We start from the raw sequence: 16,418 nt of genomic DNA on the forward strand, positions 1-16,418 counted from the left end.
CCGTTCGGCGGTTCACGTCAGGGAGCGGCGCTCCCGCGGCGTCACCAACTGTCGATGCCCATGGTCTTCGCCGCGCTGTGGATCGCGTCGTAGTGCGGGATCGACATGTCCGACTTCTTCTGCTTCGACGGAAGGTTCCGGTCGGTCTGCCGGAACTCGTCGCGCGCCGCGGCCAGCAGGCCGGTTCCGTAACCGACCGGTACGTCGTCCTTCCCGTGAACGACGTGCGACTTGGCCGCCGTCTGGCTCCCGGCCTTGGCCAGGATGCTCCGCGCCTGGTTGTACGCGGCCGGCTTGATCGCCTTCGGGTTCGCCGCGACCGCGTGGGCGCGGATCGCCGCGCGGGCGTTCTCGGCGCCGATGGCGGCGGAGGCGGGGGCGACAGCCGCCGCGACGGCTCCCGCCGCCACCGCTGCGGCGAGCCCGGTCCGGACGATGATTTTCATACGATGCCTCTCCTGCGCGACGGGACTCCGGGTGGTGCGAGAGGAATTCTTCCCACAGGGCCGGAGGGCTTCCGGCGTCGCCGGTTCGGCGATGCCTTCGAACCACCCGGTCGGACGCCATGGCGCTCGGCTTCGGGGCCCCGGGGGTCCGTTCGGGAGTCTCGTCCCACCCAGATCGCCGCGCGGGCCTGGTCCCGAGCGGTCCGGCCGTGGGCCCACCGCAGGCGTCGGCCGGCGCCGGACGGCCCCCACCCAGGGGACCGACCCCGACGGCCTGTCGGGGTCGGGCGACGGTCGCCTCCGGGTCGGGTCGGGGGCGGATGCCCTCCTCGCGGACGGTCCCGGCGACGGCCGCGGGCCGGACGATGGTCGACGATCGCGCACCGATGCCGACGAGGAGCCCGCATGCGCCCGCGTACGCCCCGCACCGTTCTCACCGCCGCCGTCGTTCTGGCCCTCACGGCCGGACCGCTGACGGCTCCCGCCTCCGCCACGGCCGCCCGGACGGCCACCCGGGCGGTGAGCGGCCCCGACGCCGATGCGCTGCGCGCGGCCATCGCCGGTCTGCCCGATGCCGACGCGACGGCCGCGCTGGTGCGGGTCGGGGGCACGGACGGCGGTTGGCGGGGCAGTGCGGGGGTGCACGACCTGGTGAGCGGCCGGGCGGCCGACCCGCATGCCCTCTTCCGGGCGGGCTCGACGACGAAGGTGGTGACGGCGGCGGTCGTGCTGCGACTGGCGGCACAGGGCAGGGTCGATCTGGGCGCGCCTGTCCAGCGCTATCTCCCCGGGCTGCTGACCCCGGCGTTCGAGCCCGTCCCGGTACGCCGGCTGCTGAACCACACCAGCGGCATCAAGCCGGGCATGGGCTGGGGCGACGACTTCGAGGACCAGTACGCGCACCGCTTCGACACCTTGACGCCGGAACAGGTGGTGGCGTCGGCGGTGGCGCAGGGGCCCGCGTCGGACCCGGGTGAGCGGCAGGAGTATCTGAACATCAACTACACGATCCTCGGCATGCTGATCGAGAGGGTGACGGGGCAGTCGTACGCCGCCGCGGCCGAGCGTCTGGTGCTCCGTCCGGCCGGTATGCGCGACACGTACTTCCCGGGAACGGATCCGCGCATCCGGGGCCCGCACAACCACGGCTACGAGTCGGTGCCGGGACCCCACGGCACCCGTCGGCTGGTGGACGTGACGGAGTGGAACCAGGCCGACCGCTGGGCGGCGGGCGACATGATCTCCACGACCGCGGACCTGGAACGGCTCGTCACGGCGTTGTTCCGGGGGCGGATCGTGCCGGAGCCCCAGCTGCGGGAGATGTTCACGCTTCCGCCCGGGATCGACGACGCCACCTACAGCGCGGGGCTCCAGCGGTTGGAGTACGGGAACACGGTCTACTGGTTCAAGTCGGGCGCTCGATACGGCTACAGCACAGAGATCGCCGCCACCGAGGACCTGAGCCGCACGCTCGTCTATTCGGTCAACTCCACGGACGCCAAGGGCACATCGGGGAACCCCGTCGCCCTGCGCATCGTCGGGGCCCTGCTCGGCCAGGGGGAACGGAAGGAGTCGTGAGCGGCTCCGGCCCGTCGGTCCCCGGCCGGTGCGGCGCGGTGGGAACGCGGGCCGGGGCCGGACGTGGGGGCGCCGGCGGCGCGGGCGGCCGTGCGGAGGGGGACGGGGCGGCGGGTACCGGGGCGGCCCCGCTCCCCCGCCGCGGATGAGCGGGGAGCAGTGCCGCGGTCACCAGGTGGCCGGCAGCCGCAACGGGCTCCGCGTGATGGTGCCCTGCCGCCAGGCGACGGTGTCGACGGGGGCGGTGAGGCGCAGCCCCGGGAGGCGGGCGGCGAGTCTGTGCAGGCCCAGGCGCAGTTCGGCGCGGGCGAGCCAGGTGCCCAGGCAGTAGTGCCGTCCGCCGCCGAAGGCCAGGGTCGGGCTCTCCAGCGGCGCGAACAGTTCGTCGAAGGGGTCGTCCGAGAACGCCGCGGGGTCTCGCCCGGCCGCGCCGCGGTCGACGGTGACGACCTCTCCGGCGTGGACGGTGACGCCTCCGACGCCGATGTCCTCCGTGGCGCGGAACGGGTGGGAGTGGGCCGCGGGGTCTCCCAGCGGGATGAGGTGCAGCATGCGTTCGGTCAGCATCTCGGCGGCCTTCTCGTCGGACGCGCCGAGGCGGGCCCAGGCCTCGGGGCGGTCGTGGAGCAGGTAGAGGAGACTGTTGCCGAGCATGGTCATGGCGGTGTCGTAGCCGCCCACCACCAGGGTGCTGACCAGGTTGACGAGCTGTGGTTCGGGGATGCCGCCCTCCCGGTCGGCCGCCCGGGCGAGTGTGCTGATCAGGTCCGTGCCGGGGGCGCGCCGTCTGTCGGCCAGCAGGCCGACGGTGAACTCGGTGAACTCCCTGGTGACCTCGGCCACTTCCGTCGCGTCCTTGGCCCCGGTGGCGAAGGCGTGCTCGGTCCAGCGGAGCAGGCGTTCGTCGCTGACGTCGCGCACCCCGGTCAGTCTGCTCATGACCGCGATGGGCAGCGGGCGGGTGTAGGAGGCGACCAGGTCCACCGGCGGGCCGTGGTCGGCGAGCGACTGGACCAGTTCGTCGACCACGTCGGCCACCCAGGGCGTCATGCGCGCGACCGCGCGGGGGCCGAACGCGCGCTGGACGGTGCGCCGCAGCCGGAGATGCTCGGCGTCGTCCAGCTTGCCCATGGAGTCGGGGGTGTCCACCAGGGCGGCGGCGCCGTCGTCCGGCGCCCGGAGCAGGACGCGCCGGAAGCTGTTGTCGTTGATGATCCGGTGCACGTCGGCGTAGCGGGTGAACACCCAGGCGGTGCTGCCGTCCGGCAGGGTGGTGTGCCGGGGCGGCCCGGGCGGGGCGAACGTCAGGCGGTGCAGGGGGACGAGTTCGTCGGTGGTGGGCATGGTCCTCCCGCCCGCGCTCCGGGGCGGCGGGCTGCGGCATCGGCTGGTCGTGGGGACCTGTGAGCCGGGCGGGTGCGCTCGGGCGTCCAGGTGTGCGGGTGCCCCGGCACCCGTTCCGGGTCCGTGCGATGTGGTCCGCTCGCGCGGCGCGCCTCCGTCGCGGGCGCGCGGCCGGCGGGTCTTCCGCCGGACCCGTGCGGAAGCCTGTGGGAGATCCTCGGCCATTCCGGTGGCCGTCCCGTTCAGGTTCCTGTGAATCCGGGGGGAATTCACCCGCACGTGGCGGGGCGTCCGGACGACCGGGGCGGTCACGGGCCACCCTGCCGGGTGAACAGCGGTTGCGCTCCCGGGTGCGGGGCCGGCCCGTGCCGCCGGTGGCGCTCCGGGCGGCACGGGCCGGAAGGGAACGGAGCCTCGGCGGGCGGGGCCGGCCGCAGTGGGTCCGACCGGGTCACTCCGGCCAGTCGGAGTTCAGGATGACGTCGACGAAGTCTCCGCGCACGAATCCGGGCACGTAGTGGGCGAGGACGTCCGCCTTGACGTTGCCGAATGTCGTGGCGGGGCGGTCCTTGACGCCGTCGGTGAACGCGGCCAGGATCCGCTTCTTGAAGTCGGGGCGGGGGTGGGCGGCGACCACGGCCGCGCGCTGCTCGTCGGAGACCGCACGGTAGCCGATGCCCAGTACATCGAGCTCCACTCCCCTGGTTACCAGGGCGATCTCGGGGGCCATGTGGAGCGGGATCTCCGGCGTGGTGTGCAGGGCGATGGCCGTCCAGACCCGGTCGGCCTCCTCGCCGGTGATGCCGTGGGCGTGCAGGAACCGCCGGGCCTCGTCGGCGCCGTCGATCTCGAATCGCTGGTCGGTGCGGCGGTAGCGCTCGGTCAGGCCCAGGTCGTGGAACATCGCCCCCACGTAGAGGAGCTCCGGGTCGTAGCGCAGTCCCTGTTCGCGGCCTCGCAGCGATCCCCAGAGGAAGACCCGCCGGGAGTGGTCGAACAGCAGTGGCGGGGCCGCGTCACGGACCAGTTCGGTGGCCTCGCGGGCCAGGCCGCTGTCCGGGATCGGCACATCCGCGATCGATTCGCTCATGGTGTTGCCTGCCTTTCTCATCGGGTCGGTCCGGGGCCGCCGGGTCGTCCCCTTGGAGACAATGCCGTCCCCGGCGCGGAAATACCCGGAGCGGGAACTGGTCCGTCGCGTGGTCCCGGGCCGCGATGGGCCATGCGGACGAGTCGGGCGGCCGTCGGTGTGTCGGCGCGGGCCTCGGCTCGGGCGCAGTGGTGGGGCCGGGGCGTCCGGGGCGGGGGCGACGGCGGCGGTGGCGGCCGGCCGCCGGTGGGCCGTTCCCGCGACGGGCTCCGCGGGACGCGGGAACGGCCCGGCGGCGGGGCCGGGCGGCACGGCCGTGTCAGAGGCCCGCGGCGCGTGCCGTCTCGTACACCTCGGTGGCCACGTCGACGAGTTCGGCGGCGTCGCGCGGCGTGCTCTGGAGGTCGAGGATGAATTCCCGCACGCCCGTCTCGGCGTGTGCCGCCAGGTCCTCGACGATCTGCTCCGTGCTGCCGTGGAAGGGCTGTCGCCCGGCGCTGCCGAGCGGCTCGGCGGTGTGGCGCGCGTTGGCCCGGGCGCAGACGGCGAGGGGCCGCTCGCGGCCGCGTTCGGCGGCCAGGTCCCGTACCCGGTCCCACTGTTCGGTCAGCTGGGCCGGGCCCGTCGCCACGGGCATCCAGCCGTCGGCCCGGTCGACCACCCGGCGCAGGGCGCGCGGGCTGTTCGCGGGCAGATACACCGGGATGGGGCTCACCGGCTTGGGTCCGACCTCGGACGGGGCGATGGTGGTGAATTCGCCCTCGTACGACACGGGGTCCGGGCCCCAGACCGCCGCGCACACGTCCAGCAGCTCGTCCAGGACCGCGCCGCGCCGGGCGAAGGGGGCGACGGAGGCCGCCGCGTACTCGTCCAGGGACCAGCCGGTGCCCAGCCCCGCGATCATCCGTCCGCCGCTCGCCACGTCCAACGAGGCGAATGCGCGGGCGAGTTGGAACGGCACGTGCAGAGGGGCGACCAGGACGCTGGTGCCGAGCCGGGCCCGGTCCGTGGCCGCGGCGGCCAGCGCCAGTGTGACCAGCGGGTCGGCGACGCCGCGGTAGTTGTCGGGCCACGGGAGACCCGGCACGCCGTAGAGCCCCTGGGTGGCGGGCTCGGGGAACAGGACGCGTTCGAAGACCCAGAGACTCTCGTATCCGGCCTCCTCCGCGGCCCGCGCGACGGTGGCGACGTCGCGGCCGAGGTCGTACTGCTTCATCTGCGGGAGACCGAGACCGATCGGGACCGGCATGAGTGCGCTCCTTCATGACGACGGCGGGACAACTGCTCCGAATCACCGAGTTGTTCCTTGCCCGATGACGGTCGAAACCTGGTCGTGGTCACCGGGAGCGGCGGGTCGACGGCACGCCGGTGCGTCCCGGGCGGACCCGTGCCGCCCGGCCGGCCCCCCGGATCTGCCCCGGGCGCCGGGCGCATGGCCGCGAAGCCCCCGTCCGTCGGTCGACGGGCGGGGGCTTCGCGGAGGAGATCGGCGCGCGGTCCGATGCCGGGGGGCTCGGCCTGGCGGATCCGGGATCAGGCCGCCGGGGCCGGGTAGGTCGGGTACTCCACCCCGGAGACGTGCTGGACGACTCGGATGACCTGGCAGGAGTAGCCGAACTCGTTGTCGTACCAGAGGTAGAGGATGGCGTTGTCGCCGTCGACCTTGGTCGCGCCGGCGTCGACGATCGAGGCGTGGCGCGAGCCGATGAAGTCGCTGGAGACCGCGTCGGGCGCCGTGATGAAGTCGATCTGGCGCTTGAGCGGGGAGGTCAGCGACACGTTGCGAAGGTAGTCGAGGACCTCTTCGCGGGTGGTCTCGCGGCCGAGCCGCAGGCTGAGGATCGCGATCGAGACGTCCGGCACGGGGACCCGGATCGAGCTGCCGGTGATCGGCGCCTCGAGGTCGGGGAGCGCCTTGGCGACGGCCGAGGCGGCGCCGGTCTCGGTGATGACCATGTTGAGCGGCGCGGAACGGCCGCGGCGGTCGGCCTTGTGGTAGTTGTCCAGCAGGTTCTGGTCGTTGGTGAACGAGTGGACGGTCTCCACGTGTCCGCGCAGCACGCCGTACTCGTCGTCCATGGCCTTCAGCGGCGGGACGATCGCGTTGGTGGTGCAGGACGCGCAGGACAGGATCCGCTCGTCCTGCTTGATCGTGTCGTGGTTGACGCCGTGCACGATGTTGGGAACGTCGCCCTTGCCGGGGGCGGTCAGGACGACCTTGTCGATGCCGGGCCGCAGGTGCTTCGAGAGGCCCTCGCGGTCGCGCCACTTGCCGGTGTTGTCGATGAGGATGGCGTTGTCGATGCCGTACGCCGTGTAGTCGACCTCGGAGGGGTCGTCGGCGTAGATCACCTTGATCGCGTTGCCGTTGGCGACGATCGTGCTGCTCGCCTCGTCGACGGTGATGGTGCCGTGGAACTGGCCGTGGATGGAGTCGCGGCGCAGCAGCGAGGCACGCTTGACGAGGTCCTCACCGGCCCGGACGCCGCCCCCGCGGACGACGATGGCCCGCAGGCGCAGGCCGTTTCCGGAGCCCGTCTTCTCGATGAGCAGGCGGGCGACGAGGCGGCCGATGCGGCCGAAGCCGTAGAGGACGACGTCGCGCGACTCACGGGCCTCGATCTTGTTCTCGCCGGTGGCTCCGGCGACGGCCTCGGCGGTGAACTCCGCCACGGACAGACCGCGGTCGTCCGACCTGTACGTCGCGGCGAGCATGCCGATGTCGATCTGGGAGGGACCGAGATCGAGGGCGGTGAGCGCCTGGAGGAACGGCATCGTCTCGGTGACCGAGAGCTCCTCGCCGGCGATCTGGCGGGCGAACCGGTGGGTCTTGAGGATGCTGACCACCGACTTGTTCACCAGGGAGCGGCTGTGGACCAGGACGGTGACGTCCCGCTCCCGCTGCAGCTTCCCGATGATCGGGATCATCGACTCCGCGATCTCCTCACGGGTCTTCCAGTTGGTGAACGAGTCGTCGTTGACAGTCACAGATTTATCTTTCGAGCTAGGCGGCGCTCATATGCTAACCCGACGGCACTTTGCCCCTTCAAGGGGTCCCGGTCAGGGTGCGCATATGGGTTCGTAACGCTCGCCGCCAGGGGTCGGCGAGGGTGCGGGCCGGCCCGGCGCGCCGCCGCGCGCACCGGGGAGACACCCGTCCGCCACCGAGCGGGAAATGACTGGAAGATGCGTAAAGTTCCCCTATGTCAGATACCGGCGGGACGGGCCGCGGAGGGCGCGAGGGACTGGCGCGGTGGCGCACCCGGGCCGGTGGCGGCCGGGGGTGGAGCTGGTGGGCTCCCCTTCTACTGATCGCCCTGGACGTGGCCGCGGACCTCGCGGTGCGCAGCCGTGAGCCGCTGAGCTTCCTGCTCGCCGGCGTTCCTCCGGTGGCGGCGGCCACCCGCGGGCCGTGGCGCACCGCCGGGATCGGCGTCCTGTGCGTGGGGCTGGAGGCGTGGCTGGCGTCCCGGCGCCCCGGGCACGTTCTGGAGCAGCATCATGTGGCCCTCTACACGGCCACCGCCCTGATCGGCCTGGTCGGCGTCGGCCTGTCCCGGCAGCGGGTCCGGGCCCGGGCGAGCCTGGTCCACGCCCGCTCGGTCGCCGAGGCCATGCAGCTGGCCCTGCTGCACCCGCTTCCGGAACGGATCGGGCCGCTGCGGGCGGCGGGCTTCTACCAGGCGGGCGAGCGGGGCACGCTGGTCGGCGGCGATCTCTACGACCTGTGCGAGACCCCGTTCGGGGTGCGGGTCGTGCTCGGGGACGTACGCGGGAAGGGCCTGGGCGCGGTCCAGACGGTCGCCGCCGTGCTCGGGGGCTTCCGGGCCTGCGCGCACGAGTGGCCGGACCTGGGCCGTCTCGCGGAGCAACTGGAGCGCGGCCTCGCCCGGGTCCCCGGCCGGGCGGCCGGGGACGAGGAGCTGTTCGTCACGGCCCTGCTGCTGGAGTTCGCTCCGGACGGGACGTCGGTGCGGATCGTCGACCGGGGGCATCCGGCGCCGCTCCTGCTCACCGCGCGGGGCGCTCGGCGGCTGTGCACCTCCCCGTTCCTGCCGCTGGGTCTGGGCGGTCTGAGCGCCGGGCGGGCGGAGACCACCGCGCACCCGTTGCGGCCCGGAGAGGTGCTGCTCCTGTACACGGACGGGGTGAGCGAGGCACGGAACGCGCGGGGCGATTTCTATCCGGTGACGCGACGGCTGGCCGACCGGTTCGGCGCCGGCCGGGAAGCGCCGGACCCCGCGGCCCTGGTGTCCTTCCTCAGGGCGGACACGGAGAGGTGGTCGGCCGGGGCGGCCGACGACCGGGCGGCGATCGCCCTGATGCCGCGGCGAGACCCCGGCGCCGGAGGCCCCGAAGGGGCCGCCCCGTGAGCGGGACGGTCCGGCGGGGTCCGGTCGGCGGCGGGGCGGGGCGCCGCGGCGGGCGCCGCCCGGGAGGCCGCGCGGAAGCCCTCCGGGGCGCAGCCGCCGGGAGCCGGTCCCCGCGACGGCGGCACCCCCGCCTCGCCGCCCGACGGCGGCCGGTCGCACGGGGCACGGGTGGTGCGGTCCCGGGCGCGGCCGTACCGTCGACTGCAGGACACGGCCGCCTGGCCTCCCGCAGGACGGCCGGGCGAGAAGACACCGTGGGCGGGGCGGTGTGGACCGCGTACGCCCCTCGAAGGCGGCGTGGTTCGCGTACGCCCCTGAAGGACGGCGTGCATCGCGCACGACCGGCGCAAGGCCGGAACAGCAGCTGAGGAGTGGACATGCACGGACACAGGCTCAGGAGCGCGGCCATGCTGTGCGCCGCCTCGGCGCTCGCGGCGACGGCCGCGGCGCCGGTGTCCGCTTCGGCGGCGGCGCCCTCGCGGGCCCCGGCGGCCCGCACGGTGGTCGTCGACTGCTTCTCGCACCCGCGCGTGCGCCCCGGCGACTTCCTGCTCGCCTGCGGGGACGGCAACAACCGACTCGTCTCGCTGCGCTGGACCCACTGGGGACCGGCCTCGGCCGTGGGCACCGGGCTCGACGCGGTGAACGACTGCGTGCCCTACTGCGCCGCGGGGACCTTCCACAGCTACCCCGTCCAGGTGCGGCTCGACCGGCCGGCGACCTGGCGGAACCACCCCGGGACCCAGCGGTTCACCCGGCTGCGGCTCGTCTACTCCGACGGCGTCCCGGCCCACACGCCCCGGGTGGCCCACCGGACGCTCTGGGACTGAGACGGCCCCCGCTCCTCCGCGACCGGACCCGCGTCGGACGACGGTCCGACAGGGCGCACGTCCCCCTCGCACCGGCCCGTCCGGGTCCGCGCGTCCCGGCCGTGCTCCCCCACCGCCCCGTGCTCCACCCGCGTCTCCCGCGATCCGCTCCCCCGTTCGTCGCGTCCCAAATGTCGGCCGGCGGACGTGCGCCCCCCTTCTCCGTCGAGATCGATCGAGCCGATTCGCCACAAGGGGTAGGCCCGGGCGGCACTCTTGTTATACGTTCCGTCCAACAGCTTACTAGACGCGACGTCTAACAAGCGGGCGGCGCCCGGCAGACCACGGCCATCACCGAGCGGACACGGGAGGGGCCACGGCCGGCCGGCGTCGAGTCGATCTGTCGATTCAAGGAGCCGCACCATGGCACGCAGCACCGTTCGGCCGGACGACCAGGACCGGCTCCAGGACCAGGACGTCACCCGCCGCCTGCTCGGCTCGGCGGCGAAGCTCTCGTACGACCCGGTCACGGAGGTGGACTGGGACACCCCGCTGGACAAGGACTTCCACGGCGCGAGCCCGGAGTGGAGCACGCTCTACGGCACGGCGTACTGGGCGGAGTTGACGGAGGCTCAGCGCAAGGAACTGACGCGGCAGGAGGCCGCGTCGGTGGCCAGCACCGGCATCTGGTTCGAGATGATCCTCCAGCAGATGGTGCTGCGCGACATCTACACCACGGACGCCACCGATCCCCGCTTCCAGTGGGCCCTGACGGAGATAGCCGACGAGTGCCGACACTCCGTCATGTTCGCCCGGGGCGCAGCGAAGCTGGGGGCGCCGCCCTACCGGCCGCACCGCGCGGTGGTCGAACTCGGCCGGGTGTTCAAGACGTTGGCGTTCGGCGAGGCGGCCTACGCCGCGATCCTGGTCGCGGAGGAGGTCCTCGACGTCATGCAGCGCGACTGGATGCGGGACGAGCGGGTCGTGCCGTTCGTGCGCACCATCAACAACATCCATGTGGTGGAGGAGTCGCGGCACATGAAGTTCGCCCGCGACGAGACGCGCAGGCGGCTCCGGGACGCGGGGCCGCTGCGCCGCCGGGTCGGCGCGTTCGTCATCGCCGCCGCCTCCTACTTCATCGTCACCAGCATGGTCAGCCGGAACGTCTACGCGAACGCCGGGCTCGACCCGAGGCGCGCCCTCGCCGAAGCCAGGGCCAACGAGCACCACAAGTCCCTGATGCGGTCCAGCTGTTCGGGACTGATGGACTTCCTGGCCTCGGCCCGGCTCCTGACCCGGCCCGCGCTGGCCCTCTACCGGCGCGCCAACCTGATCTGACCCCCGCCCCGCCGACCGACCGAGCCGACGACATGACCTATGTGATCACCCAGAACTGCTGCAGCGACGCCGCGTGCGTCGCCGTGTGCCCCGTCAACTGCATCCATCCGACCCCGCAGGAGCGGGATTTCGGCAGCACGGAGATGCTCCACGTCGACCCCGGGACCTGCATCGACTGCGGAGCGTGCGCCGACGCCTGTCCCGTCGACGCGATCTTCCCCGCGGACCGTCTGCCCGAGGCGCAGCGGGACTACGCCGCCGTCAACGCGGACTACTTCGCCGGGGACGAGCCCGGGCCCGTCGGCGCCGGGCCCAACTTCCACCGCTGGGGGGCGCCGTCGTTCGACCGGGGCGTGCCGTCGGACTTCGCGCCGATCCGGGTCGCGGTGGTCGGCACCGGTCCGGCCGGGATGTACGCGGCCGAGGACCTGCTGCTGCACACCAACGCCGAAGTGACCCTGATCGACCGGCTGCCGGTGGCCGGAGGGCTGGTGCGCTACGGGGTGGCCCCCGATCATCCGGCGACGAAGAAGGTGGGCGAGTCCTTCGCCCGCTTCCACACCCATCCCCGGGTGCGAATGTGCCTCGGCGTCGAGATCGGGCGGGACGTCACCGCGGCGGAGCTGGCCGCGCACCACGACGCCGTCGTGTACGCCGTCGGCGCCGCGGCGGCCCGCCGGCTCGGCGTCCCGGGCGAGGACCTGCCGGGCAGTGTCCCGGCGCCCGCGTTCGTGTCCTGGTACAACGCCCATCCGGAGGTCGCCCCGGACTCCGTGGCGCTGGACGCCGAACGGGCGGTCGTGGCCGGGAACGGCAACGTGGCCCTGGACGTGGCCCGCGTCCTCGTGACGGATCCCTCGGTGCTGGAGGGCTCCGACATCGCCGACCACGCGCTGGCGGCCCTGCGCACGTCGAAGGTGCGCGAGGTGGTGCTGCTGGGCCGCCGCGGGCCCGGGCACGCGGCGTACAGCGCGTCCGAACTGCTCGCGCTCAAGCGGCTCCCGGGGGTGGAGCTGGTCGTCGACGACCGCGATCCGCGGACGGGCGCGGACGTCGACGGGGCGGTGGCGGGCTCGAAGGCCGCGCTGCTGCGGGGCGTGCCCCGCGAGACGGTGGACTGGTCGCGCACCCCGCCGCCCGGCCGGCGGATCGTCCTCCGGTTCCACTCGGCGCCGGTGGAGGTGCTGGGCGAGGACCGGGTGCGGGCCACGCGGGTGACGGAGGGCTCCGGCGACGTGGAGATCCCGGCGGGCCTGCTGCTGCGTGCGATCGGCTACCGGGGCCGCCCCGTGGAGGGGCTGCCGTTCGACGAGGCGACGGGCACCGTGCCGCACGAGCGGGGCCGGGTGCGCGGGCTGCCGGGGACGTATGTGGTGGGCTGGATCAAACGGGGGCCCTCGGGCGGCATCGGGGCCAATCGCGCCTGCGCCGCCGAGACCGTCGGCACACTGCTGGCCGACGCGGTCGCCGGTGCGCTGCCGCCGCCCGAGGGAGCCGCCCGGGCGTTCCTGCGGCTCGCCCGGCGGCGCGGTCGGCAGGTCGTCGATGCCCGGGGGCTGGCCGCGATCGACCGGGCGGAGCTGGCCCGGGGGCGGGAACACGGCCGCCCCCGGGTGAAGTTCGGCACGGTGGACGAGCTGGTGTCGGCCGCGAGGGCGGGCCGCTGGAGGCTGTCGGGATGAGACGCGTCGGCGGGGCCGGGCCGGGTCCGCGGCCCCGCCGACGAACGTCCCGCCGATGGAGGACCCGCCGGTGAAGGCCCCGCCGGTGAGGGCCCCGCCGAGCTGTGGCGGCCGGTGGGACCGGTGTTGCCGTCACCGGGCGGCGGCGCCGTCCGGGCGGCCCACCGCGTAGACCGTGACGGCGTGCCCCTTGACGGTGTCCTGCCGACGCGGCGCGAAGCCCAGGCGCTCGGCGACGCGCACGGACGGGTCGTTGCCGTGCCGGACGTAGGCGGTGAAGTAGTCGTCGCCGAGGCTGGCGAAGCCCCGGTCGAGGCATGCCCGGGCCGCCTCGGTGGCGTACCCGTTGCCCCAGTGCTCCGCCCGGAACGTCCAGCCCAGTTCGACCTCGCCGAACTCCTCCCAGTGGTTCAGGCCGCTCCGGCCGACGAATTCACCGCTCGACCCGAGGTGGACGGCGAACAGTCCGTGCCCCCGCTCGACCCACTGGCGTTCGATCGCGGCGAGCCGTTCCAGCGCCTGCTGCCGCGAGCAGGCGCCGACGAACCGGTTGACCCGCGGGTCGGCGTGGAGTTCGACGAAGGCGTCGGCGTCGGCGAGGCGGAGGGGCCGCAGCGACAGTCGCTCGGTCTCGATCACGCCGTCGAGGATAGTTCTCCGTGCGGACGCGACTCAGGAGTTCCGGACGGGGCCGGTGACCGCGCCCCGGTGGGCCCGTGCCGCCGGCGCGTCATGGGCCGTTCGCCCGCTCGATTCGAACACTGCCGAACAAGCACCTCGCCCGCTCGCGCTACCGTGTGCTGTCCGCGCTCTTCCGGCTCGTGCTCCGAGAGATGACACTCCGTCTCCCCGCACGAGCCTTCGTGGCGCCCGCCCCTGTCCGTTCCGAGACCGCCGCACATCCTTCTCGTCTCCGCGCCCCGGGGTGCGGACCGCGCAACGACCCACTGGAGAACACGTTGAGGACGAAGTTCCGTTCTCGTATCACCGCCCGGCTCGGGCGCACCTACCTGTCCAGGATCCAGAAGTACGGCATAGGTTCCTCCACGGTCAGGCTGCTGCCCGACGATCTGCTGGCAATGCTGCGCAGGGACGGTCTGGACCCGGTGGACGAGTTGGCGGCGCTCCGGGCGGAGGCGCCCGTGCACAGGGTTCCGCTGCCGTTCGGGATGGACGCCTGGGTGGTCAGCGGCTACGAGGAGTCGAAGGAGGTGCTCGGTTCGCCCGACGGCTTCAGCACCGACTTCGCCCATCTGGCGACGAATGCCGGGGTCGCCGCGGAACAGAGCCCCGGCGGCCTCGGATTCAGCGATCCCCCGGTGCACACACGGCTGCGCCGCATCCTCACGCCGGAGTTCACCATGCGCCGGCTGCGCCGGCTCGCTCCGCGGATCGACGCCATCGTCGGGGAGCGTCTGGACGCGATGGCGGACCGGCGGGACCCGGTCGACCTGGTCCAGGAGTTCGCGCTGCCGATCCCGTCGCTCACCATATGCGAGCTGCTCGGGGTGCCCTACGAGGACCGGGACGACTTCCAGCAGCTGGCCATGGACCGGTTCGACCTCTTCGCCGGGACGACCGCCCCATTCGGCGCCATGTCGGAGTCGCTGGCGTACTTCAGGGACGTGGTCGCGCGGCAGCGCCGGAATCCGGGCGACGGGCTGCTCGGCATGATCGTGAAGGAGCACGGCGACGACATCGACGACGAGGAGCTCGCCGGTCTCGCCGACGGGGTGCTCACCGGCGGATTCGAGACGACCGCGAGCACGATCGCCCTGGGCTCCCTCGTGCTGCTGCAGGACGAGGAGGTGTTCGAGCGAATACGGACGGACGACGCGGCGGCCGCGCCGTTCGTCGAGGAGGTGCTGCGCTACATCTCCGCGGTGCAGATCGCCTTTCCCCGGTTCGCCCGCCGGGACGTGGAGATCGGCGGAGTGGTCATCCCCCGGGGCGACATGGTGCTCTGCTCGCTGAGCGGCGCCAACCGCGACGCCGCGTACGTCGGGGACGACGGACGTTTCGAGCAGCACCGCAACCCTGCCGCGCATCTCGCCTTCGGCCACGGCATCCACCGCTGCGTCGGCGCCGAACTCGCCCGGATGGAGCTGCGCGTCGCCTATCCGGCGCTGGCCCGGCGCTTCCCCCGGATGCGGCTGGCCGTCCCGCCGCGGGAACTGGCCTTCCGCAAACTGTCGATCGTGTACGGGGTCGAGTCGCTGCCGGTGCACCTGGGCTGAGCACGCGGCCGCCCCGGGCCTCGGACCGCCCCGGGTCGCGGCGACGCGGCGCCCGAGTCGCCGCCGTTCCGGAACGACTGGCCGGCCCGGGAGCCGCGCCGGCACCGCGTCCCGGGAGGGCGGCCGTCTCCTACCAGGTGACCGCGATGCGCTGGGGGCTCCGGGACGTGGTGCCCCGCCGCCATTCGACGGGGTCTTCGGGGCACACGAGGCGCAGGCCGGGGAAGCGGGCGGCGAGCCGGTGCAGCGACAGCTGGAGTTCGAGCCGGGCCAGCCAGGCTCCCAGGCAGTAGTGCGGGCCCGCGCCGAAGGCCAGGGTGGGTGCCTCCAGCGGGGCGAACAGGTCGTCCAGTTGCCGGGGCGGGAAGACGTCCGGATCGCGGTTGGCCGCGCCGCAGTCGGCCAGCACCGTCGCTCCCGCCGGGATGACGACGCCGCCGACCTCGGTGTCGCCGGCGGCGTGGCGTGCGGTCCCCCGGTCGTCGCCGAGCGGGATGACGTGCAACAGCCGCTCGGCGGCCGCCCCGGCGGCCCGCTCCTCCGCCCCCAGGCGGGGCCAGCACTCCGGGCGTTCGGCGAGCAGGTAGAGCAGTGCGTTGCTGAGCATCGTCATGGTGCTGTCGTGTCCGCCCACGACCAGTCCGCACACCAGGTCGACCAGCTGTCTCTCGGGGATGCCGCCCTCGGCGTCGGCCGCGCGGACGAGCCTGCTGGTCAGGTCGTCGCCGGGGTCCTTGCGCCGCTCGGCCAGCAGCTCCGCCCCGTACTCGGCGAACTCCGCGAGCGCCGGTTCCGCCTCCTCCTCGACGTGGGAGCCGTCGGAGAACGCGTACCGGCTCCAGTGGCCCAGGCGTTCCCGCGCGGCGCCGTCGAGGCCCATGAGCCGGCTGATCACCTCGACCGGAAGGGGCAGGGTGAAGCCGGCGACGAGGTCCGCCGGGGCCCCGACGCGCGCCAGCCCGTCCAGCCGCCGTTCCACGATCGCGGCGATCCAGGGCCGCCAGCGGGCGACGGCGCGCGGGGTGAACGCGCGGCGCAGGGTGCGGCGAAGTCGCAGGTGGTCCTCGCCGTCCTGGTTGAACATCAGGTCGGCGCTGGCGACGAGGCCGGCCTGTCCCGCCAGCGGGGCGGCGTCGGGCGTGTGGAGCCGCGCGCGTCCGAACCGGGGGTCGGTGAGGACCTTGCGCACGTCGTCGTAGCGGCTCACCCGCCAGGCCCGGGCCCCGTCGGGCAGGACGACGGGCCGGGGCGGGCCGCACGGTTCGAAACCCGCGCGGTGCAGGGGCAGTTCCTGCGGGCCGGGGAGTGCGTCATGGTCGTCGGAACGGGGCACGGGTCCTCCACATGCGGGGGTACGGCGGACGAGGGGCGCACGCAGGCGGGCGCGCGGGAGCCCCGGACGGGGCCGCACGGGCTCCCGGAGCGCCCGCACGAGCTCGCGGCGGTCACGGGGCCGGAAGGGAATGCCCGGGCCCCGCGCCCGGCACGAGATCACGGGTCACGGGGGCACGGAGGCAGCGG

Annotated in this window: 13 protein-coding genes; 6 read left to right on the forward strand and 7 right to left on the reverse strand. The window is 73.8% G+C overall.

Translation table 11 applies throughout. The annotated features are described in order from the left end of the window. Positions 1-41: 41 nt before the first annotated feature. Entirely contained in the window at positions 42-446 is a 405-nt protein-coding gene (locus tag WA762_RS14755) for a hypothetical protein (RefSeq protein ID WP_335936110.1), read from the reverse strand. Positions 447-851: 405 nt separating this feature from the next. Here WA762_RS14755 and WA762_RS14760 point away from each other — a divergent pair, with 405 nt between their 5' ends. Then, positions 852-2,024: a serine hydrolase domain-containing protein gene (locus WA762_RS14760; protein ID WP_335936111.1), complete on the forward strand. Its 1,173-nt coding sequence runs from the start codon at positions 852-854 to the stop codon at positions 2,022-2,024. Positions 2,025-2,192: 168 nt separating this feature from the next. Here WA762_RS14760 and WA762_RS14765 read toward each other — a convergent pair whose 3' ends face one another. From WA762_RS14765 to WA762_RS14780, 4 genes are all read right to left on the reverse strand, one after another. Next, on the reverse strand, positions 2,193-3,368 hold the full coding sequence (locus WA762_RS14765) for a cytochrome P450 (RefSeq protein ID WP_335936112.1): 1,176 nt from the start codon (positions 3,366-3,368) through the stop codon (positions 2,193-2,195). Positions 3,369-3,819: 451 nt separating this feature from the next. After that, on the reverse strand, positions 3,820-4,458 hold the full coding sequence (locus WA762_RS14770; protein ID WP_335936113.1) for an HD domain-containing protein: 639 nt from the start codon (positions 4,456-4,458) through the stop codon (positions 3,820-3,822). Between the two features lie 319 nt (positions 4,459-4,777). Then, positions 4,778-5,707: an LLM class F420-dependent oxidoreductase gene (locus tag WA762_RS14775; RefSeq protein ID WP_335936114.1), complete on the reverse strand. Its 930-nt coding sequence runs from the start codon at positions 5,705-5,707 to the stop codon at positions 4,778-4,780. Between the two features lie 284 nt (positions 5,708-5,991). Next, a complete protein-coding gene (locus WA762_RS14780) occupies positions 5,992-7,446 on the reverse strand; it encodes a glyceraldehyde-3-phosphate dehydrogenase (protein WP_335936115.1) in 1,455 nt (484 codons plus the stop codon). Between the two features lie 215 nt (positions 7,447-7,661). Between WA762_RS14780 and WA762_RS14785 the strand changes: the two genes are divergently transcribed. The 4 genes from WA762_RS14785 (at position 7,662) to WA762_RS14800 (ending at position 12,660) form a co-directional block, all read left to right on the forward strand. After that, entirely contained in the window at positions 7,662-8,831 is a 1,170-nt protein-coding gene (locus WA762_RS14785) for a PP2C family protein-serine/threonine phosphatase (RefSeq protein WP_335936116.1), read from the forward strand. A 377-nt stretch (positions 8,832-9,208) separates the two neighbouring features. Then, the gene (locus WA762_RS14790; protein WP_335936117.1) at positions 9,209-9,661 is read left to right on the forward strand and encodes a hypothetical protein; all 453 of its coding nucleotides are present in this window, start codon (positions 9,209-9,211) and stop codon (positions 9,659-9,661) included. Positions 9,662-10,063: 402 nt separating this feature from the next. Next, the gene (locus WA762_RS14795) at positions 10,064-10,978 is read left to right on the forward strand and encodes an AurF N-oxygenase family protein (RefSeq protein WP_335936118.1); all 915 of its coding nucleotides are present in this window, start codon (positions 10,064-10,066) and stop codon (positions 10,976-10,978) included. Between the two features lie 32 nt (positions 10,979-11,010). Further along, entirely contained in the window at positions 11,011-12,660 is a 1,650-nt protein-coding gene (locus WA762_RS14800; protein WP_335936119.1) for an FAD-dependent oxidoreductase, read from the forward strand. A gap of 132 nt (positions 12,661-12,792) precedes the next feature. Here WA762_RS14800 and WA762_RS14805 read toward each other — a convergent pair whose 3' ends face one another. Continuing rightward, positions 12,793-13,299 (reverse strand): GNAT family N-acetyltransferase, encoded by a 507-nt coding sequence (locus WA762_RS14805; RefSeq protein WP_335936120.1) that lies wholly within the window; start codon positions 13,297-13,299, stop codon positions 12,793-12,795. Positions 13,300-13,619: 320 nt separating this feature from the next. Here WA762_RS14805 and WA762_RS14810 point away from each other — a divergent pair, with 320 nt between their 5' ends. Further along, positions 13,620-14,897, forward strand: a complete 1,278-nt coding sequence (locus tag WA762_RS14810) for a cytochrome P450 (RefSeq protein ID WP_335936121.1) — start codon at positions 13,620-13,622, stop codon at positions 14,895-14,897. A 130-nt stretch (positions 14,898-15,027) separates the two neighbouring features. Here the strand turns inward: WA762_RS14810 and WA762_RS14815 are convergent, their stop codons facing one another. Beyond that, the gene (locus tag WA762_RS14815; RefSeq protein ID WP_335936122.1) at positions 15,028-16,230 is read right to left on the reverse strand and encodes a cytochrome P450; all 1,203 of its coding nucleotides are present in this window, start codon (positions 16,228-16,230) and stop codon (positions 15,028-15,030) included. Between the last annotated feature and the right edge of the window lie 188 nt (positions 16,231-16,418).

The sequence above is a fragment of the Streptomyces tyrfis genome (assembly GCF_037034285.1).
Lineage (GTDB): Bacteria > Actinomycetota > Actinomycetes > Streptomycetales > Streptomycetaceae > Streptomyces.